Genomic DNA, 19,415 nt, shown 5'->3' with positions numbered 1-19,415 from the left:
TGGCGCGAGGCTGGTAACCACGACTTACCACCAAACTCCTCCCTGGGGTAATGGGTCCTGGATCTGCGCTGCGCTTGTCCAGGACGACGGCGGAAGTTGTGACCCACGTTACTCCATCACCGCATGTTCCGGCCCGGCCGCCTGCTTGCGCAGGGTGGCCTTGGTCGAGCCGATCAGCAGGGCGAGCGGGATGGTGCAGAGGATGAAGAACATCACCAGCTGGTAGTCGTGCGCAAAGGCGATGATCTGCGCCTGCACGCTGACCATGCGATCGGCCATGGCGCGGCCGGCGTCGGTGGAGAGATTGATCATGCCGCTGACGCTGGGCATCTGGAGCGCGTGGTTGAATGGATTGATATGCTCGGACAGGATCGCGTAGGTCCGCCGCGTGCCCTGCGTCAGCTGGGCGATGACGACGGAAATGCCCACCGAGCTCGCGACGTTGCGCATCAGGGTCAGCATCGCGGTGCCGTCGGTGCGTAGCTCATTCGACAAGGTCAGGAACGCCACCGTCGATAACGGCACGAAGACAAGGCCGAAGCCGAAGCCCTGGATGACGCTGACGGTCACGATCTCCGGCACCTGGGTCAAATCGGTCCAGCCGGTCATCTGGAACAGCGAGCCGGCGGTCAGCGTCAGGCCCGTGATGATCAGCGTACGGGCCTCGACATAACGCATCATGCGGCCGACCAGCATCATGGCGAAGAAGGTGCCGAAGCCGCGGCTCGCCAGCAGCAGGCCCGCGGTGATGATGGGATAGCCGATCACGTTCTGCATATAGGGCGAGGCCAGCGCCATGGTCGAGAACAGCACGAGCCCCATCACGACCATGAACATGCAGCCGGTGACGAAGTTGCGATCCCTGAAGAGCGCGAAGCGGATGAACGGCGTCGAGGTGGTGAAGGAGTGGGCGATGAAGAAGTAGAAGGCGACGGCCGAGACGATGAACTCCGCAAGGATCTCACCCGATTCGAGCCAGCCCAATTGCTCGCCGCGGTCGAGCGCGAGCTGAAGCGAGCCGATCGCGACCGCCAGCGCCGCGAAGCCGAACCAGTCGAACTTGAGACTGAGATCTTTCCGCGTCTCGTCCATGAAGATGATCAGCCCGATCACGGTGATCGCGCCGAACGGCAGATTGACGAAGAACACCCAGTGCCAGGAATAAGTCTCGGTCAGCCAGGCGCCGAGCGAGGGGCCCATGATCGGCCCCATCATCACGCCCATGCCCCAGATCGACATCGCCTTGGCGCGTTCCTGGAGCGTGTAATAGTCGAGCATCACCGATTGCGACAATGGCACTAGCGCCGCGCCGAACACGCCTTGCAGCAGGCGGAACAGCACCATCTGGTTGATGTCCTGCGCAAGCCCGCACAGCACCGATGCCATGGTGAAGCCGGCCGAGCAGATGATGAAGATGCGCTTGCGGCCGAAGCGGTTGGCGATCCAGCCCACCGGTGCCGTCATGATCGCGGCGGCGACGATGTAGGAGGTCAGCACCCAGTTGATCTGGTCCTGCGAAGCCGACAGCGTACCCTGCATATAGGGCAGGGCGACGTTGGCGATGGTGGTGTCCAGCGCCTGCATGATGGTTGCCGTCATGGCGCAGATCGTCACCATGTTCCGGCGCAGGCCGGGAACCATCAAATGGGCATTGGGGCCGGACATCGGATCAGTCCTTGTCTCAGTCTTTGTCCGAATCTTTGTCTTGGCTCGCGGTCGCCGACAGGCCGAGCAGGCCGGCGAGCGAGCGCCGGTGGCCGGTGTCGATGGTGGCGTAGACGCTCATGCCGGCCTTCAGCTTGCGCACGTATTTGTCGCTCTCATCGAAATAGATGCGGATCGGCACGCGCTGCACCACCTTGACGAAATTGCCGCTGGCGTTCTGCGGCGGCAGGATCGCGAATTGCGCGCCGGTGCCGGGCGAGAGCGAGCCGATCTTGCCCTTGAAGAGATGGTTCGGGAACGCGTCGACCTCGAGCGTGACCGGCTGTCCTTCGGTGACATAGGTGAGGTCGCTCTCCTTCGGATTGGCGTCGACCCAGGGATGGGCGACGTCGATGATGGAGAACACCGGCGTGCCGGCGGCGACGTAGCGGCCGAGCTGAATCTGTTCGACCTGGGTTGCCACGCCATCCATCGGCGCGCGCAGCACGGTGTGGTCGAGGTTGCGCTGGGCATCGTCCAGCTTGGCTTTGGCTTGCGCGTAGGCGGGGAATTGCTCCAGCGGCAACTCGGGATTGCCGAGCAATTGGGTCTTGGCATTGGAGAGTTGCTGCTTGATGTATTGCGCCTGCGCGCCGGCGGTCACCAGCGCATTCGACGCGTTATCGAGATCGAGCTGCGAGCCGTAATTGTTCTTTACCAGCGCCTGCTTGCGCTCGACGTCGCGCTGCTTCAGGTCGACGCCCTGCTGGGCGAGGTTGAGCATGTCGCCGTAGATCTTGATGTTGGCAACGAGATTGTCATAGGTGATGCGGGCCTGGGCGAGTTGCGCTTTGGCTTCTTCCAGCGCATGACGGAACGGAGCGGGGTCGATCTCGAACAGCTCGTCGCCGTGCTTGACGATCTGGCCCTCCTTGACGACAACCTTCTGGATTTTGCCGGAGATATCGGGCGTCACCAGCACCTTCTGCGCGCCGACATAGGCGTCGTCGGTGCCGACGTAACGGCCGCCGTTGAGATAGAAAGTGAAGCCGGCAACTGCGACGACGATCGGCAGCACGACCAGAAGCAGGACGCGGCGATAACGGCGCAGGCCCGCCACCAGGCGGCGGCGCGGATTGGTGCCGGCTTTCTTGGTGGGCTTGCCGCCGTCGATTTTCTGCTCGGGCTGGAATTTGAGAACCTGATCAGCCATAGCGCTGCTCCTTACGCGCTTGTTCCGCTCCGCTGGTCTGGATCGCGGACCGCACGTTTTCCTTGATTGTTTCGAGTTGGGTGAGGAGGCGGTGGGCGTCCGCCGGAGTGATGCCGTCGAGCGCGTTGGCCGTGAGCTCGGATTTCAGCCCGCTCATCCGCCCGAGCAATTGCCGCCCGGCCTTCTTCAGGTACAGCCGCTTGACGCGGCGGTCCGAAGGATCGTTGCGTCGCTCGATCCAGTCGCTGTCACAGAGCTTGTCGATCAGGCGTGTCAGCGTGATCGGCTGCACCTCGAGAAGCTCGGCGAGTTCCGACTGCTTCATGCCTTCGCTACGCTCGACCTTGGCCAGCACCGCCCATTGCGCGCGGGTGATGCCGAAGCGCGAAGCTTCCTTGTCGGCATAGACCCGGAGCAGGCGATAGAGCTCGGCGAGCGTAAACAGGAAGTTCTGGTCCACGGGCCCTGGGCTCATGAGCTTGGTCTCCAATAAGCTTGGAATATAATAAGCAAGCTTATGATTATTTCATGGCGGGTTTGCGGGACGCTGTCCCGCAGGCCGAGCATGGCTGATGGCCGCATCGCCGGTCCTGCTTTGGGTTCCCCTTTCGAAATGGTAGAACGCCGGTCGCATGACCCTCGCAAAACCGGCATTTCCCGCGCCCGATCACGATCACGGCCGCTGTACCGCGGATGCGCTGGCGCATGCCGAGGCCGTTTGCGGAGAGCGCGCGCAGAAATTCACGCCGATACGCCGCCATGTATTGGGGGCGCTGCTCTCGAGTCACCGGCCGCTCGGCGCCTATGAGGTGATCGACGAGCTGGCGAAATCGATGCCGCGGCCGGCGCCGATCACGGTCTATCGTGCTCTCGATTTCCTGATGGCCAACGGCCTCGTGCACCGCATCGAAAGCCGCAACGCCTATCTCGCCTGCGCCGCTCACGACCACGACGCGACCTCGGCGGTGACGTTCCTGATCTGCGAGCGCTGTGGCCTGGTCGGCGAGATTCCGTCGGCATCCTTCGCCAAGGACCTCAACGCCGCCGCGCGCAGCTCAGGCTTCGCTCCCAAATTGTCCGTGGTGGAAATCACGGGCGTCTGCGCGCATTGTCAGAAAGCTGCTTAGAGCAACAACGGCGCAAAGCCGGTTTTTCAGGAAGAAATGTCCTCACCTCAAGCCATACCGTCCGCCGGTCGTCCCCTCAGTGCCGGCGCCATCGCCCTGATGCTCATGCTGTGCCTGACCTGGGGATTCAACCAGATCGCGGTGAAACTGGTGCTGCCGGACATCCCGCCGATGCTTCAGGCCACGTTCCGTTCGATGGGCGCGCTGCCGGTGCTGTTCATCATCGGCAGCTTGCGCGGCGTTAAATTCTTCGAACGCGACGGCACCTGGAAGCCCGGCGTGATCGCGGGACTGATGTTCGGCATCGAGTTCGTGCTGATCTTCCAGGGCCTGCGCTTCACACCGGCATCGCGGGCAGTCGTGTTCCTCTACACCGCGCCGTTCTTCGTCGCGCTCGGCTCCTACCAGGTGCTCGACGAGCGGCTTGGGGGGACGCAATGGCTGGGGCTCGCCATCAGCTTTGCCGGTGTCGCACTCGCGATCGGGGTGCCGCAGCCCAACGTCGATTCGCATGTCCTGCTCGGCGACCTCATGATCGTCGGCGGCGCCGCGCTGTGGGCGGCGACCACGCTGGTTGCCAAGGGCACCCGGCTGCGCTTCGCGGCGCCCGAGAAGGCGCTGGGCTACCAGGTCGCGACCTCGATCCCGATCCTGGGGCTGGCCGCCTGGCTGTTCGGGGAAACCATCCCGCACACCCCGTCGCCGCTGTCGCTGGGCCTGATGGCCTTCCAGGTGATCTGGGTCGTGGGAACCACGTTCACGCTTTGGTTCGCGCTGGTGAAGACCTATTCGGCCAGCAAATTGTCGGCTTTTACCTTCATCACCCCTTTGTTTGGCGTGGTGGGTAGTTATTTCATCATGCACGACACGCTGAACCTGACATTCGGGGCTGCCGCCGTCCTTGTCATTGCTGGGCTTTTTCTGGTTAACCGTCCCAGTCAATCCGCTGCGGCGCCGCGCGATGCATTGCTGAACGTCACCAAAACCTGATATTTGGACGCCATGAACAAGCTCGAAAACACCATCGATTCCGACGTTGCGGGCCCTGCGCCCCGGCATAAGACCACCCAGGTCAAGGTCGGCGACGTCGCCGTCGGCGGCGGCGCGCCGATCGTCGTGCAGTCGATGACCAACACCGACACCGCCGATATCGACGGCACCATCGCCCAGGTCGCAGCGCTCGCCCGCGCCGGCTCCGAAATGGTCCGCATCACCGTGGACCGTGAGGAGGCCGCCGCCGCCGTCCCGCACATCCGCGACGGCCTGCTCAAGCGCGGCATCACCACGCCGCTGATCGGCGACTTCCACTATATCGGCCACAAGCTGCTCGCGGCCTATCCGGCCTGCGCCGAGGCGCTCGCCAAATATCGCATCAATCCCGGCAATGTCGGCTTCAAGGACAAGCGCGACACCCAGTTCGCCGACATCATCGAGATCGCCAACAAGAACAACAAGCCGGTACGCATCGGCGCCAATTGGGGCTCGCTCGACCAGGAGCTGCTGACCAAGCTGATGGACGAGAACGCCGCGTCCGCCGATCCGCGCGATGTGCGCGCGGTGACGCGCGAAGCCATGGTGCAGTCCGCGCTGCTCTCGGCCGCGCGCGCCGAAGAGCTCGGCATGCCGAAGAATCGCATCATCCTCTCGGCCAAAGTCTCGGCCGTGCAGGATCTGATCGCGGTCTACCAGGATCTCGCCAGCCGTTCCGACTACGCGATCCACCTCGGCCTGACCGAGGCCGGCATGGGCACCAAGGGCATCGTGGCGTCCTCGGCCGCGCTCGGCATCCTGTTGCAGCAGGGCATCGGCGACACCATCCGTATCTCGCTGACGCCGGAGCCCGGCGGCGACCGCACCCGTGAGGTGCAGGTCGGTCAGGAGCTCTTGCAGACCATGGGCTTCCGCACCTTCGTGCCGCTGGTTGCGGCATGCCCCGGCTGCGGCCGCACCACTTCAACTACGTTCCAGGAACTGGCCAGCTCGATCCAGGGTTTCATCCGCGACGAGATGCCGACCTGGAAGACGAAATATCCCGGCGTGGAAGAGCTCAACGTCGCGGTGATGGGCTGCATCGTCAACGGCCCTGGCGAATCCAAGCACGCCAATATCGGCATCTCGCTGCCGGGCACGGGCGAGGCGCCGGCTGCCCCGGTGTTCGTCGACGGCAAGAAATTCCGCACCCTGCGCGGCCCGACCATCTCCGCCGACTTCAAGGCCCTCGTGATCGACTACATCGAGCAACGCTACGGCCAAGGCGCCAAGGTGCCGGTGACCGCGGCGGAGTAGGCCTTTTGCGGCGTGTAGCCCGGATGGAGCGCAGCGAAATCCGGGTTCTCGCAAGCTGACGAACTCAACCCGGATTGCGCTTCGCTCCATCCGGGCTACGATGTCCCCAATCAAGAGCGATCGGGAGACACGCCATGAGCTCACTCGCCGGCAAGCAGGGCCCGCGCTATCGCCACGCTACGGACGACGGCGTGCCTTACGAGACGCTTCGGGTCGAAAAGCTCACGCCCATCATCGGCGCGGAAATCTCCGGCGTCGACATCGGCAAGCTCGTTTCCGACGATGCGCGCTCCAACCGGCAGATCGACGAGGTCCACCGCGCGCTTGCCGAAAACCTCGTCATCTTCTTCCGCGACCAGACCATCACGCCACAACAGCATCTCGCCTTCGGCCGCAAGTTCGGCGAGCTGCATTTTCATCCCGCCGCGCCGCATGAGGATGAAGACCCGGCGCTGATGAAGATCTATGCGGATGCGAATTCGCCGCGCGCCAACGGCGAGGGCTGGCATTCCGACGTGTCCTGCGATCTCGAGCCGCCGATGGGCTCGATCCTCTACATCAAGCAGTGCCCGCCGCGTGGCGGCGACACGCTGTTCGCCAACATGTACGCCGCCTACGAGGCGCTGTCGGACCGGATGAAGGCCTATCTCGACGGGCTGACTGCGTTGCATGACGGCGAGCCGATCTATCGCGGGCTCTACGCCAATTACGGCGTCGTCGACCGTCCCTCCTATCCGAGTGCCGAGCATCCCGTGGTGCGCACACATCCGGTCACGGGCAGGAAGGCGCTCTACGTCAACCGCGGCTTCACCCGCCACATCAACGGAATCCCGCGCGACGAGAGCGATGCGATGCTGGCCTATCTCTACCAGCACGCCGAGAACCCGCTGTTCCAGTGCCGCTTCCGCTGGACCCAGAATGCCATCGCCTTCTGGGACAACCGCTGCACCCAGCACCGTGCGATGTGGGACTACTGGCCGCATACGCGCTCAGGCACACGGGTGACGGTGAAGGGGGAGCGGCCGGTTTAATCCGCCTGCGCACCGCTTCCGCGTTGACGTCTTCCCGCGTCCGCGCCAATCTTGCCGAAAACAAAGACCGTCGGGAGGATTTTCCATGCTCCGCGCCGAGGACAACAAATTCCTGACCGAGTCGGGCCCGGGAACGGGCATGGGCGAATTGTTGCGCCGGTTCTGGATTCCCGTTCTTCTGTCCGAAGAACTTCCCGAACTGGACGGCGAGCCGAAGAAGATCATCGTTCTCGGCGAGGAGCTGCTCGCCTTCCGCGATACGCGCGGCGTTGTCGGATTAATCGATCAGTACTGCCCGCATCGCGGCGCCAATCTCTGGCTCGGGCGCAACGAGGAATGCGGCATCCGCTGCGTCTATCACGGCTGGAAGTTCGACACCGACGGGAGGTGCGTCGACATGCCGACCTCCTATCCCGATCTCAACGCCAAGGATCTCATCCGCATCAAATCCTATCCGGCGCGCGAATGGGGCGAGATGATCTGGGCCTATATGGGTCCCGCGGATGCGATGCCCGAGCTGCCGGATCTCGAAATGGCGCTGCTGCCGGCCTCGCACCGCTACGTCAGCAAGAAATGGCAGGACTGCAACTGGGTGCAGGCGCTGGAAGGCTCGATCGACACCGCACATTTCACCTTCGCCCATCTCTCCTTCGACAAGGAGGAGAACGAGATTTTGGATATCAAGAAGCATTTCGTGAATCCGATCGCGCGGATGTCGAGCGATCACATGCGCTGGATCGCGGAGGATCCGCGCCCTGTGATCAAGATCGCTCCGCACGCGGCGGGCCTCACCATCGCCGGCGGGCGGCTCACGGGCCGCGATGACATCTACTGGCGCATTGCGCAGTTTCTGATGCCGTTCCACGCCTATGCCCCGAGCGCGATGCCGGGCGAGAACATCTTTGGCCAGACCTTCGTGCCCGTCACCGACACCAATTGCTGGATCTACACCTATGCCTGGAATCCGGAGCGGCCGCTGACGCAAGCCGAGCGTGACGCCTTTGACCGCGGCAATGGCGTGATCGCGGAGGTCGGCGACGATTACGTGCCGCTGCGCCACAACGGCAATGACTATCTGATTGATCGCAAGCTGCAGAAAACCAGGAGCTACACCGGCATCAAGGGTGTATCCGAACAGGACGCGGCCGTACAGGATAGCCAGGGTCCCATCGCCGATCGCACCCGCGAGCATCTCGGTCCGACCGATCTCGGTATCATGCATTTCCGGAAAGTCGTGATGGAACTGGCGCGAGCGCTTCAGCAGGGCGAGCCGCCGCCGCAGGTCGCGCATCAGGATCGCTACGCCGTGCGCTCGGGCGCCTGCGTCACCAGCAAGGCCAAGGACCTTTCCGCGGTGATGCTGGAGCGTTTCGGCGACGTCACAGGCTTTGTCGGCCGGCCGCGAACAGCGGCAGCGGAGTAGCACTTGGGGCAGCCGCGCAGCATCCTTGCAAGTCTCGTCTCCACGCTCGTCGCGTCGATCTTGCTATGGTCGCTGGCGCCTGCAGGTGAGGGCCATGCTGCGATCGCGCGGAAAATCGCGAAACCCAAGCCGCCGCACGCGCCGGTCAAGTGTGAGATGTCGAAATTCCGGATCGTCGTGGATGTCGGGCACACCCCGGACTCCTACGGCGCGTTGAGCGCACGCAACGACACCGAGTTCGGCTTCAACTTCCGGCTTGCAAGTCTGATCACGGCGAAGCTCAAGGCCGAAGGCTTTGCCGCGACCCGGCTGCTCGTCACGGACGGCAAGGCCCGGCCGAGCCTGCTCAAACGCGTCAGCACCGCGAATGGTGCCCGGGCCGATCTCTTCCTGTCGATCCATCACGATTCGGTGCCGGACAAGCTGATCGAGACCTGGGAGTTCGACGGCGCGAACAGCTATTTCAGTGACCGCTTTTCGGGCCACTCTCTGTTTGTGTCGGAGCGGAATCCGCACTTCGCCGCAAGCTTGATGCTGGCCCGGATGATCGGCAGGCAGTTGAAAGAGCAGGACCTGCATTATGCCAGCCAATACAGCCTGCCGGTGATGGGCCGCTACCGGCGCCAATTGCTCGACAAGGATGTCGGCGTCTACCGCTATGACGGGCTCGTCGTGCTCTCGCAAACCCGTAGCGCCGCAGTGCTGCTCGAAGCGGGCTCCATCATCAACCGCGACGAGGAAATGGCGATGAACTCGCCGGAGCGTCAGGAGATCATTGCGGGCGCCGTGGCGGTGGCGATGAGGGAATTTTGCGAGAGGCGGTAGTTTGCACCGCCAGCAATGACGGGAATCTACAGCGGCCCTCCCCGGTACTCCCGGTTTGCCAAACTCGCCTCCTCCAGGTCCAGATCCCGCTCGATCCTCCGGCGCGTCTCGTCGGTGATCTGGCCGTCGCGCAGCAGGTCATGGATGAATTTGCGCTCGGCGGCGATCAGGTCGCGGGTCAGCGCGGTACCTGCGGCGGAGACGTCGTGGTGGGTGGGATCGAGCGAATCGGGCAGCTGGTTGACCCGGATCTCGTGGCGGGCGCGCAGGAGCCGCATCACCTCGTCCGACACGTCCTTCTCCTCGGTCAGCGCATCGAGCGACGTCAGGGCGGCATCGAGGGCCTGGCGCCGTGCCGCGATCTCGGACTCGTGCTCGGCGGCATGCTCGCTGCGGCCGGCGTCCGCGACACCGAGCCAACGCACCACCGGGGGCAGTGTGAGGCCGACGCCGATCAGCGTGATGAAGATGACACCGAAGGCAACGAACAGGATCAGGTCGCGAAACGGAAAGGCCTCGCCGCCCGGCAGCGTGAACGGCAGCGCCAGTGCCGCCGCCAGCGACACCGCGCCGCGCACGCCGGTGAACGCAAGCACGAACGGCCATTGCCATGGCGGTGACGGATCGCGCGCACGCAGCGACTTGCTGAGCATTCGTGGCAGATAGGTCGCGGGATAGAGCCAGGCGAAGCGTGCGATCACGACGACCGCCAGCACCACGGCGGTCGCAATCATGATGTCGTCGAGCGGGAACGCTTTCGACTTCTCGTAGAGCGCGCGCATCTGGAATCCGGTGAGCAGGAACAGCAAGCCCTCAATCAGATAGATCACGAGGTCCCAGAAGAAGATTCCTTGCAGGCGCGTCGATGCCGAGATCAGCAGCGGGCCGTTCCAGCTCACATAGAGGCCACAGGCAACGGTGGCGATCACGCCGGAGCCTCCGAGATGTTCGGGCAGCCAATAGGACACGTAGGGCGTGATCAGCGACAGCGTCAGCTCGACCTGCGGATCCCCCGACCATTTGCGGAAACGCAGGGAGAGCCAGCCGACACCAATGCCGAAGGCGATCTCCCCGGCGACGATGAGCAGGAACTCGCCGCCTGCCAGAGGCAGCGAGAAATGCCCGACCATGATTGCGGCGAGCGCGAACCGATAGAGGATCAGCGCGGTGGCGTCATTCGCGAGCCCTTCGCCTTCGAGAATGACCATGAGCCTGCGCGGCAGATGCAGCCGGCGCGCGATCGCGAGCGGCGCCACCACGTCGGGCGGCGCGACGATGGCGCCGAGCAGGAAGCCGATCGTCCAGGGCAGGCCGATCAAATAGTGGGTGGCGGTTGCGACCAGTGCTGTGGTGAAGATCACCGCGCCGACCGCGAGCATCACAATGGGGCGAAGATTCTTTTTGAATTCGCGCCAGCTCATCGCCACGCTCGCCGAATAGATCAGCGGCGGCAGCACCATCAGTAGCACCAGTTCCGGCGGTAGTTCGACCGGTGGCATGCCCGGCACGAAGGCGAGGCCGACGCCGGAGAGCATCAGCAGAATGGCAGGCGCGATGTTGAAGCGGCGGGCGACAAGCGCGGTGCCCGCCAGCACGGCGAGTAGGATGAGAAAGGTCTGAAATTTCGCTTCCATGATGATCTGTCTTCACCCGGAAGCGGCCGCAAGGTCAATGCGTGCGGCTTACGCCAGCCGCTCGGCCACGATGTGCCCGATGCGTGCGAACACGGCTTCGATCTGTGCCGCGCTCGGCGTGCCGCCCTGGGTATAGGCCGCGATCAGGATCGGGGCATCGGGTTTCGTATCGGGCTTGGGCCAGGCCACCGCGATGTCGCCCGAGGCGTCCTTGCCGTTGTTGCCGGTCTTGTCGCCGATCTTCCAGCTTGCGGGAAGCCCGCCGCGCAGCCGGTTCGCGCCGGTCTTGCAACCCACCAGCCAGTCCGTGAGCTGCGCACGCGAGGTCGCCGACAGCGCCTCGCCCGTCACAAGCCGGCGCAGATTGCCTGCCATCGCCGCCGGCGTCGTGGTGTCGCGGGGATCGCCGGGCGGTGAGCGGTTGAGCTCGGGCTCGTTGTGGTCGAGCCGTGAGGTGGTGTCGCCGAGCGACCGCCAGAACGCGGTGAGTGCGGCGGGACCGCCGATCCGCGCCAGCAGCAAATTGGCGCAGGTGTTGTCGCTGAGCTCGACGATCGCCTTGCACATCTCGGTGACCGACATTGCGCCGGCGGCAATGTTTTGCTTGGCGACCGGTGCGTACTCCAGCAGGTCGGCCTTGCCGTACGGGATCATGGCCGCAAGCTGATCCTCGCCACGATCGACCCGCGCCAGTACGCAGGCCGCGAGCGAAGCCTTGAATGTCGAGCACATGACGAACCGTTCGTCGGCGCGCCATGCGAGCTTCGCGCCGGTCGCGAGGTTCTCGGCATAGACCCCGATCCGGCCGCCGCTCTCGCGCTCATAGGCTTCGAGTTCAGGTAGCGCGTCCGCGGCGAGCGCGGGAGAGGCGGCAATCCAGCACAGCGAGGCAAGCAGCGAACGGCGGTCGAGAAGCATGGGGAACCTTTTGAGCGAGGCGGGCGGGGTGGAGATGCGGCATGCACTCCATCCGCATCATCATTGCGAGCGCAGCGAAGCAATCCAGTCTGCCTCCGCGGAAAGACTCTGGATTGCTTCGCTGCGCTCGCAACGACGGAGGATGTGGGACGAGTGCGCCCGATTTCGGGCAGCGGAAGATTAGGCCCCCCTCACTCCCGCAGATCATACCGATAAGACTTCGATACGATCTGCCAGCCGTCGGCGAGCTTCATCGCCACCAGATAGTCCGTGAAAAAACGCGGCGGCAGTTGGCATCGGACCTTGATGAAGGCGGTCTTGTCGTCGGAACGGTCGATCGTGACGATGAAATCCTCGCGCGGCTTGCCTTCGGCCTTGCCGGAGGGACGCTTGCGCACGCGGTCGAGCCAGTCCGGCACGGTCAGCACCTGCAGCTCACCCTTCTCGACCCAGCGCAAATCGGCGGAGGGATGGAAGATGGCGCCGAGCTTTTCGGCATCGCCCTCATAAAGTCCGTCGAAATAGGATTGCACGACGGCTTCGACACTCGAACGGTTCTGGCTCATGGGTCATCCCTTTGAATGATGGCTCGGGGCGAACTTAGTCGTACACGTCAAAATGCGCTATGGGAGTGCGTACCATTTGCGCGAGGACACTGTGATGACCGGATCAGAGAATTCGAACGCTCGTATCCTGGTCGGCGAATGCTACTGCCGCGCCGTGCGCTACGAGGTGGCGGACGCGTTCTCTTATGCGATGAACTGCCACTGCTCGGATTGCCGCCGCACCACCGGCGCCGCCTTCAAGCCGTTCGCCGGTATCGAGCAGGGCAAGCTCCGCATCGTCAGCGGCGAGAACCAGCGCACCATCTACGGCGACGACACCACCCATGACGCCCACTGCGCCCGCTGCGGCTCGCTGCTTTATTCCCGGGTGCGCGAGGGAAAATGGGTCCATGTCGCCATGGGAACCCTGGTCGATGCCCCCTCGATCCGACCGAGCGCCCACATTTTCGTGGGCTCGAAGGCGCCTTGGCACGAGATTACGGATAATCTGCCGCAATATCGGGGCCACGTGGGAGATGCCTGAGGGAATCTGCTGTGCACTCGTTTCTCGGCGAACCGCGGCCGGACTGGCGCGACAAACAAAAGGGGCCTTTCGGCCTGCCGCTGGCACCACCTTCGTGACCTCCGTCACAAGCGTCCGCGACGGACCCTGCTAAAGCCGTCCCAAAGGGGCTCGAACGGCCCTGAACCCGGAAGTCGTGTCATGCGCAAATTGCTCAGACTTTGCCCCCTTCTCCTCGCCGTCGCGCTGCTATTCGGCACCGGGCCCGCTTTCGCCGGAAAGCGCGTCGCGCTGGTGATCGCCAACTCCGCCTACCAGCATGCGCCGTCGCTGACGAACCCCGTCAATGACGGTTCGGTGATGGCCCGGACGCTGAAGGAGGCCGGGTTCGACATCGTCGATTCCCGGCACGACCTGACGGCGCAGGAAACCCGACGCGTGCTGCGCGAATTTGCCGACGGGACCCGCGATGCCGATATCGCCGTGGTCTATTATGCCGGCCACGGCATCGAGGTCGAAGGCTCGAACTATCTGATCCCTGTCGACGCCAAGCTGGAGCGTGACACCGACGTCTTTGACGAGGCGCTCTCCCTCGACCGCGTCCTGGTCGCGGTCGAACCGGCCAAGCAGCTTCGCCTGGTGATCCTGGACGCCTGCCGTGACAATCCGTTCGGCAAGACCATGAAGCGCACGGTCGCGTCGCGCGGCATCGGCCGCGGCCTCGCCCAGGTCGAGCCGACCAGCCCCAACACGCTGATCGCCTATTCGGCCAAGGCCGGCTTCACGGCGCAGGATGGCGACGGTGCGAACAGCCCCTTCACCGTGGCGCTGTCCAAGCATCTGACGACGCCGGGCCTCGACGTCCGCCGCGCCTTCGGCTTCGTGCGCGACGACGTGCTCAAGTCGACAGGTAACAAGCAGGAGCCGTTCGTCTATGGCTCGCTCGGCGGCGAGGACGTGCCGCTGGTGCCGGTCAAGGTGACGGCTGCGGCTCCCGCCGCGCCCGCGCCGAACCCGCAAGCCGACATCCGCCGCGATTACGAACTCGCGCTCCAGGTCGGCAACAGGCCGGCATGGGAGGCGTTCCTTGCCCAGCATTCCGACGGCTTCTATGCGAGCCTTGCCAAGCTTCAGCTCGAAAAAATCGGCGCCGAGCAGGCTCATGCGGCGGCCACCGAGAAGGCGAAGCAGGCCGAGGCCGAGCGCGATCGTCTTGCCGCACTTGGCGCGCAGAAGGATACGCAGGCCAAGGCAGTCGCCGATGCGAAGGCCGCCGAGCAGGTACAGCTTGCGGCGCAAAGGGCCAAGGAGCAGGCGCAGCAGCAGGCGGCCGCCGCCGAGCAGCAGCGCGTCAATCTCGCCGCCGCGGCGCCGAGTGCGGCGCCAGCCACCACGGCGAGCCCCGCCGGCACAAACGTCGCGTCGCTGACGCCGGCCACCGCGCCGGCCGATCTCAGCCGCTCGGTGCAGACCGAACTCGGCCGCGTCGGCTGCTTCTCCGGCGCCGCCGACGGCAACTGGACCGCGTCCGCGCAGCGCTCGTTGTCGCAGTTCAACCGTTATGCCGGCACCAAGCTCGACGTGAAGGTGGCGAGCACCGATGCGCTCGACACGGTCAAGTCGAAGCAGTCGCGCGTCTGTCCGCTGGTTTGCGAGCACGGCTTCAAGACCGACGGCGACAAATGCACCAAGATCGTCTGCCGTGATGGTTATGCGGTCAACGACGACAACGAGTGCGAGAAGCAGCGTGCCGCCAAGCCTGCGACCGCCAAGCCTGCGACCGCAAAGCGTGACGATGGCGACGAGCGTCCCGCGCGGCAGCGTCGTCAAGCCGGCGGTGAGGCTGCCGGAGCGGCCGGCGGCTTTGGTGGCGCTGCGGGCATCGCTGCTGCCGCTGGCGCCAGCCGCCGCTCGAGCGGCGGACAGCTATTCTGCAATAGCGCCGGCTGCCGTCCGGTCAACCGCGGCTGCCATCTCGAATATCGCGGCGGCGGCGGCCCCGGCAACGATGCCAATGCCGAGGTGTGTAATTAACTCCCAATGTCGTCCTGGCGAAAGCCAGGACCCATTACCCCAGGGAGAAGTTGCGGCGCCGAGGAGCCAACCACCAGTCTTCGCAAAACCACGGCCGGTGGCAATGGGTCCTGGCTTTCGCCAGGACGACGACTACGTCGAGATCGCGCTCGCCGCGATGTTGACCGTCAGCGCCAGCAAGGCCGTATTGTAGATGAATGAGACGATGCCGTGCGCGGTCGCGGTGCGGCGGATGGTCTTGTCGGAGATGCCGACGTCGGAGACCTGCGCGGTCATGCCGATCACGAACGAGAAATAGACGAAGTCCCAATAATCCGCGTGGTCTTCCTTGTCGCCGCTGGGAAACTGAAGGCCGCCCGGCGTGGCGTGCCGGTAATAATCATGCGCGTAATGCAGGGCGAAGATCGTGTGCACGGCGGCCCACGACAACACGATGGTGGTGATTGCGATGCTCAGCTCCAGGACGCCGCGATGCGGCGTTCCAAGCTCGGAGACGATCGCGGCGATGCTGGCGAAGGCGCCGATCGCCGTCACCAGCAGGATCACGAAGCGGCCATCGTCCTGCATCGCTGCGGCGCGGCGGATGTGCTGGTGGTCGTTGCATAGCATCATCGCGTAGACCAGCACCAGATAAACGGCGATCAACGCATCCCAGCCGAACAGAAGCCGCGTGACCAGCCGGTGCGAACCCGGGATGAGCAGGCAGACGAGAATACCAACAGCAAGCGACATGAACGTCCGCGGACGCGCATAAATCAGCCGCATCGGCCGCGACATCTTGCGAAAGCGGGCGAGGGCGGGGTCTTCCTTGCTGCCGCCCGCCATCGCGCTATCAGCTCTTCCGTTCGGCCACGAACCGCGCAGCCGCTTGCAGCACGGCGGCCCGTTCGCCGAAGATCGACACGGCGCTGTCGGCGCGCGCGAGCAGGTCGCGCACGCGCTGCTTGGCGCCTTCGATGCCGAGCTGGGTGACGAAGGTGGTCTTGCCGAGCGCTGCATCAGCGCCGGCAGGCTTGCCGAGCGCGGCGGCATCGCCTTCGACGTCGAGCAGGTCGTCGGCGATCTGGAAGGCTTCGCCGAGCGCGCGGCCGTAATCGTCGAGCGCCTGATATTCCTTTTGTGAGGCCTGGCCGAGGATCGCGCCGGCGACGCAGCCGTAGCGCAGCAGCGCGCCGGTCTTCATCTGCTGAATGCGGGCGACGTCGATCGGCTCGTTGCCGCCAAAGCGGCCTTCGCCGGCGAGGTCGAGAATCTGGCCGCCGACCATGCCGCCGATGCCGGCGCAGCGCGCCAGTGCGCGCGTCAGCAGGAGCCGCACATTGGCGTCGCGATGGATCTCGTCGCGGGTGATGATGTCGAAGGCGAGCGTCAACAGGCCGTCGCCCGCGAGGATCGCGGTCGCGTCGTCGGTCTTCTTGTGCAGGGTCGGGCGCCCGCGGCGCAGGTCCGAATTGTCCATCGCCGGCAGATCGTCGTGGATCAGCGAATAGCAGTGGATGCATTCGAGCGCCGCACCGGCGAGCAGTGCGGCTTCGCGCGACACGCCGAACACGGCCGCGCTTTCGACCACCAGGAACGGCCGCAAGCGCTTGCCGCCATTGAGGCTCGAATAGCGCATTGCGTCCATCAGTCGCTTGGGACGGGCGATCTCATCGTGCAGGATGTCGTCCGACAGCAGGCGCCCGAGCAGGGCCTCGGTGTCATCAGCGGTCTTGTCCAGACGTTTGGCGAAATCGGACGGGGACGTGCCGGTCATCAAGAAGGGCTCCAGAACTAAAATTCGGCGGGACAATCCTTTATGCGCCCGCCTCAGTCAATCGTTTGGAAGGCCTAAAAAGTGCTGGAAAAGGCCCGAATTATCACAGACTTAATGCCGGGCCCGTGGCCGCGTTTCGTTCTGCGCCGGAAAGGTTGATTTGCGCGTCGTCAAAACCCTTCTCCTGGTGCTCGCGGTCGCGGCTCTCGCGCCCTATGTCATCGCGCCGTTCTACCGTGCCGGCCATCCCGTTTCGGCGCTGATGGTCTGGCGCTCGCTTCGGGGTGCGCCGATGCAGCGGGCATGGATCGATCTGGCGGCGATGTCGCCCTCGCTGCCACGCTCGGTGGTGGCAGCCGAGGACGCCCATTTCTGCAAGCATCACGGCATCGACTGGGGTGCGCTGCGTGAGGCGATCGACGATGCGAAGGAGGACGGCACCCCGTTCCGGGGCGCTTCCACCATCACCCAGCAGGTGGCGAAAAACTTGTTCCTCTGGCAGGGGCGGGACTTCGTCCGCAAGGCGCTGGAATTCCCGTTGGCGCTGTGGATCGATCTCGTCCTGCCGAAGGCACGGATCCTGGAGATTTACCTCAACATCGCCGAACTGGGACCACAGGGCCAGTTTGGGGCCGAGGCGGCCAGCGCCTATGCTTTCGGCAAGTCGGCGGCGAACCTCTCCCCCCGGGATGCGGCGCTTCTGGCCTCGATCCTGCCGAATCCGGTCAAACGCAGCGCCAGGACGCCGGGACCGGGTGTCCGGCGGCTGGCCGGGACCTATGTGGCGAGGGCGCAGGCCAGCTCGCTTTCGACCTGCTGGCGGGAGAATCGCTGATTTCGGGTCCTTTTCGGGCGCATTTTCCGGCCCCAGAGCCCTAGATTTAAGGCAGGCCTTCCTCTATAAGCCCGGCCTTGACCGGCATTCAGCTCGCCTCGGTTTGCGGGTGCTGAGCCGTCCCTCCGCGGACGATGCCCTGATGACACCAATCCCTAGAGGATACTGAAATGGCCGTTCCGAGAAGAAAAACCTCGCCGTCGCGCCGTGGCATGCGCCGCTCGGCTGACGCCATCAAGAAGCCGACCTATGTGGAAGACAAGGATTCCGGCGAGCTCCGTCGTCCGCACCATCTCGACCTCAAGACCGGCATGTACAAGGGCCGTCAGGTCCTGAAGAAGAAAGAGTCCTGAGTTCGGACCTTTCTTTGGGCAGGACGATCGGGCCTGCCTGATTTCGGCCAACCCATGAGATATGACAGTGACGGCGGCGGAGCTAATGCTTCGCCGCCGCATTGTCCTGTCTGGATATCTTGATCGAGAAGGCATTTCGCCGATGGTCGGTTTCCCGCTGCTCCTGATCCCGCTCGCGGTCTACAACATCATCGCTTTCCTGATGCCGAGCGTGTCCTTTACGGACGTGCTGTTCAAGGTGCCGATGATCACGGGCGAGGCCTGGCCGGTCACGCTCGCCGACGTGATGCTCGCGCTAGGTGTCGTGCTGCTGCTGCTCGAAGTGGTCAAGGGCGCGCGGCCCGGTTCGAAATTCCTGATGGATCATTTGCTGTCACTGATCGTGTTCGGCGCGGCTGCGGCCGAATTCGTGATGTGGCCGAAATTCGGCAACTCCACCTATTTCCTTCTGGTGCTGCTCGCGATGGCCGATTTCCTCGGCGGCATCGCCCAGCGTACCCGCCGCCGCGTGGCTTATGTCGCCGAGACCGCACCAGCGCCGCGCAAGGCCAGGCGTCAGGCCGAGACGCCGGCAGATGAAGGGACGTTCGAGCCCAAGTTCGAGCCAGTGCCCGCTCCGCAACCAGCTCCGGCGGAGCCGCCCGCGCCTACGGCACAATCGGTCGCCGAATCCGTGCTGATGGATCACCCGGCGCCGAAGCCTGTGAGTACGCCTTCACCGGAAATTCCCTCGCCGCATTTGCAGCCGGGCAACGGCACCCAGCCGTCTCCCGACGCGCCGCGCTGATTCAAGCCACCTGCCGCGTGCGCGCGGTGACGCTCGGAAGCGGGCGCTTGCTGCCATAGGCGACCTGCGCATCCCCGGAAGACGCGCGGCGGAGCCGGGTCGCCTGGGGCAGGTGCTCGGCATTGGCGATGAGCTGGGTGACGAAGCTGGGATCGGGGCGCGGCAGCGGTGCCTTGTGGACCCACTGCAGAATCGGCATCAGCGGCACCAGAGCCGAGCCCGTGCTGTTGTCCGAGGCGTTCGATCGATCGGTACTCAACATCGCAATCACCGTTGACCCGGCGAAGATCGTCTCGTTTCGAGACGCTGGCGCCGGTGCGTGTCATGTACTCGCAAGGCCTATGCCGGGCGGGCCGGTTTGGTTCCTGCGCGTGAGGAAACGTGGTTTCCAAATTGTTTATCAACTTTGCCTAGGGTCAATGGCGAATCTGGCTTTATCCTGTGCCGACTCAGGACTCCCCGCTGTCCCGAAACGAGGCGA

20 protein-coding genes are annotated in these 19,415 nt (G+C 64.4%); 11 read left to right on the top strand and 9 right to left on the bottom strand.

All coding sequences use genetic code 11. The features are described 5' to 3' along the window. Nucleotides 1-108 precede the first annotated feature (108 nt). From BRA1253DRAFT_RS22510 to BRA1253DRAFT_RS22500, 3 genes are read right to left on the bottom strand one after another with little or no spacing between them, the layout of a single operon-like run. Complete coding sequence (locus tag BRA1253DRAFT_RS22510; RefSeq protein ID WP_007598138.1) at nt 109-1,665, bottom strand: MDR family MFS transporter; 1,557 nt, start codon at nt 1,663-1,665, stop codon at nt 109-111. A 16-nt stretch (nt 1,666-1,681) separates the two neighbouring features. Beyond that, the gene (locus BRA1253DRAFT_RS22505) at nt 1,682-2,857 is read right to left on the bottom strand and encodes an HlyD family secretion protein (RefSeq protein WP_007598136.1); all 1,176 of its coding nucleotides are present in this window, start codon (nt 2,855-2,857) and stop codon (nt 1,682-1,684) included. Continuing rightward, complete coding sequence (locus tag BRA1253DRAFT_RS22500) at nt 2,850-3,332, bottom strand: MarR family winged helix-turn-helix transcriptional regulator (RefSeq protein ID WP_007598134.1); 483 nt, start codon at nt 3,330-3,332, stop codon at nt 2,850-2,852. Before BRA1253DRAFT_RS22500 ends, BRA1253DRAFT_RS22505 begins: the two co-directional genes overlap by 8 nt. Before the next feature lie 157 nt (nt 3,333-3,489). On the opposite strand from BRA1253DRAFT_RS22500, the gene BRA1253DRAFT_RS22495 reads away from it, so the two are divergent. From BRA1253DRAFT_RS22495 to BRA1253DRAFT_RS22470, 6 genes are all read left to right on the top strand, one after another. Next, complete coding sequence (locus tag BRA1253DRAFT_RS22495) at nt 3,490-3,984, top strand: Fur family transcriptional regulator (RefSeq protein WP_007598132.1); 495 nt, start codon at nt 3,490-3,492, stop codon at nt 3,982-3,984. A 36-nt stretch (nt 3,985-4,020) separates the two neighbouring features. After that, the gene (locus BRA1253DRAFT_RS22490; protein ID WP_007598130.1) at nt 4,021-4,974 is read left to right on the top strand and encodes a DMT family transporter; all 954 of its coding nucleotides are present in this window, start codon (nt 4,021-4,023) and stop codon (nt 4,972-4,974) included. Between the two features lie 12 nt (nt 4,975-4,986). Continuing rightward, nucleotides 4,987-6,270 carry a flavodoxin-dependent (E)-4-hydroxy-3-methylbut-2-enyl-diphosphate synthase gene (gene ispG / locus BRA1253DRAFT_RS22485; protein ID WP_007598128.1) on the top strand — a complete coding sequence of 428 codons (1,284 nt, stop codon included), beginning with the start codon at nt 4,987-4,989 and terminating at the stop codon, nt 6,268-6,270. A gap of 134 nt (nt 6,271-6,404) precedes the next feature. Beyond that, the gene (locus BRA1253DRAFT_RS22480; RefSeq protein WP_007598126.1) at nt 6,405-7,301 is read left to right on the top strand and encodes a TauD/TfdA family dioxygenase; all 897 of its coding nucleotides are present in this window, start codon (nt 6,405-6,407) and stop codon (nt 7,299-7,301) included. Between the two features lie 85 nt (nt 7,302-7,386). Continuing rightward, a complete protein-coding gene (locus BRA1253DRAFT_RS22475; RefSeq protein WP_007598124.1) occupies nt 7,387-8,724 on the top strand; it encodes a Rieske 2Fe-2S domain-containing protein in 1,338 nt (445 codons plus the stop codon). 3 nt (nt 8,725-8,727) lie between these two features. Next, nucleotides 8,728-9,549 (top strand): N-acetylmuramoyl-L-alanine amidase, encoded by an 822-nt coding sequence (locus tag BRA1253DRAFT_RS22470; RefSeq protein WP_007598123.1) that lies wholly within the window; start codon nt 8,728-8,730, stop codon nt 9,547-9,549. A 26-nt stretch (nt 9,550-9,575) separates the two neighbouring features. On the opposite strand, the gene BRA1253DRAFT_RS22465 is transcribed toward BRA1253DRAFT_RS22470, so the two are convergent. From BRA1253DRAFT_RS22465 to BRA1253DRAFT_RS22455, 3 genes are all read right to left on the bottom strand, one after another. Continuing rightward, nucleotides 9,576-11,183 carry a Na+/H+ antiporter gene (locus tag BRA1253DRAFT_RS22465; protein ID WP_007598122.1) on the bottom strand — a complete coding sequence of 536 codons (1,608 nt, stop codon included), beginning with the start codon at nt 11,181-11,183 and terminating at the stop codon, nt 9,576-9,578. A gap of 48 nt (nt 11,184-11,231) precedes the next feature. Next, nucleotides 11,232-12,101: a class A beta-lactamase gene (gene bla, locus BRA1253DRAFT_RS22460; RefSeq protein ID WP_007598118.1), complete on the bottom strand. Its 870-nt coding sequence runs from the start codon at nt 12,099-12,101 to the stop codon at nt 11,232-11,234. Between the two features lie 191 nt (nt 12,102-12,292). After that, a complete protein-coding gene (locus BRA1253DRAFT_RS22455; RefSeq protein WP_007598116.1) occupies nt 12,293-12,667 on the bottom strand; it encodes a nuclear transport factor 2 family protein in 375 nt (124 codons plus the stop codon). A 94-nt stretch (nt 12,668-12,761) separates the two neighbouring features. Between BRA1253DRAFT_RS22455 and BRA1253DRAFT_RS22450 the strand changes: the two genes are divergently transcribed. Continuing rightward, complete coding sequence (locus BRA1253DRAFT_RS22450) at nt 12,762-13,190, top strand: GFA family protein (protein ID WP_007598114.1); 429 nt, start codon at nt 12,762-12,764, stop codon at nt 13,188-13,190. 180 nt (nt 13,191-13,370) lie between these two features. After that, nucleotides 13,371-15,203 (top strand): caspase family protein, encoded by a 1,833-nt coding sequence (locus BRA1253DRAFT_RS22445; RefSeq protein WP_007598113.1) that lies wholly within the window; start codon nt 13,371-13,373, stop codon nt 15,201-15,203. A gap of 132 nt (nt 15,204-15,335) precedes the next feature. Here the strand turns inward: BRA1253DRAFT_RS22445 and BRA1253DRAFT_RS22440 are convergent, their stop codons facing one another. Both BRA1253DRAFT_RS22440 and BRA1253DRAFT_RS22435 read right to left on the bottom strand, forming a co-directional pair. Further along, nucleotides 15,336-16,028 carry a DUF1345 domain-containing protein gene (locus BRA1253DRAFT_RS22440; protein ID WP_007598111.1) on the bottom strand — a complete coding sequence of 231 codons (693 nt, stop codon included), beginning with the start codon at nt 16,026-16,028 and terminating at the stop codon, nt 15,336-15,338. Between the two features lie 7 nt (nt 16,029-16,035). After that, nucleotides 16,036-16,959, bottom strand: a complete 924-nt coding sequence (locus BRA1253DRAFT_RS22435) for a polyprenyl synthetase family protein (protein WP_007598109.1) — start codon at nt 16,957-16,959, stop codon at nt 16,036-16,038. Between the two features lie 160 nt (nt 16,960-17,119). Between BRA1253DRAFT_RS22435 and mtgA the strand changes: the two genes are divergently transcribed. The 3 genes from mtgA (at nt 17,120) to BRA1253DRAFT_RS22420 (ending at nt 18,934) form a co-directional block, all read left to right on the top strand. Continuing rightward, complete coding sequence (gene mtgA, locus BRA1253DRAFT_RS22430; RefSeq protein ID WP_007598107.1) at nt 17,120-17,794, top strand: monofunctional biosynthetic peptidoglycan transglycosylase; 675 nt, start codon at nt 17,120-17,122, stop codon at nt 17,792-17,794. A 170-nt stretch (nt 17,795-17,964) separates the two neighbouring features. Further along, the gene (gene rpmF, locus BRA1253DRAFT_RS22425; RefSeq protein ID WP_007598106.1) at nt 17,965-18,147 is read left to right on the top strand and encodes a 50S ribosomal protein L32; all 183 of its coding nucleotides are present in this window, start codon (nt 17,965-17,967) and stop codon (nt 18,145-18,147) included. A 142-nt stretch (nt 18,148-18,289) separates the two neighbouring features. Next, nucleotides 18,290-18,934 carry a hypothetical protein gene (locus BRA1253DRAFT_RS22420; RefSeq protein WP_007598105.1) on the top strand — a complete coding sequence of 215 codons (645 nt, stop codon included), beginning with the start codon at nt 18,290-18,292 and terminating at the stop codon, nt 18,932-18,934. 1 nt (nt 18,935) lies between these two features. On the opposite strand, the gene BRA1253DRAFT_RS22415 is transcribed toward BRA1253DRAFT_RS22420, so the two are convergent. Next, complete coding sequence (locus BRA1253DRAFT_RS22415) at nt 18,936-19,196, bottom strand: hypothetical protein (RefSeq protein WP_007598104.1); 261 nt, start codon at nt 19,194-19,196, stop codon at nt 18,936-18,938. Nucleotides 19,197-19,415 lie beyond the last annotated feature (219 nt).

This window comes from Bradyrhizobium sp. WSM1253 (assembly GCF_000244935.1).
In the GTDB taxonomy this organism is placed as follows: domain Bacteria; phylum Pseudomonadota; class Alphaproteobacteria; order Rhizobiales; family Xanthobacteraceae; genus Bradyrhizobium; species Bradyrhizobium canariense.
This window is presented reverse-complemented; position numbering and strand designations above follow the sequence as displayed.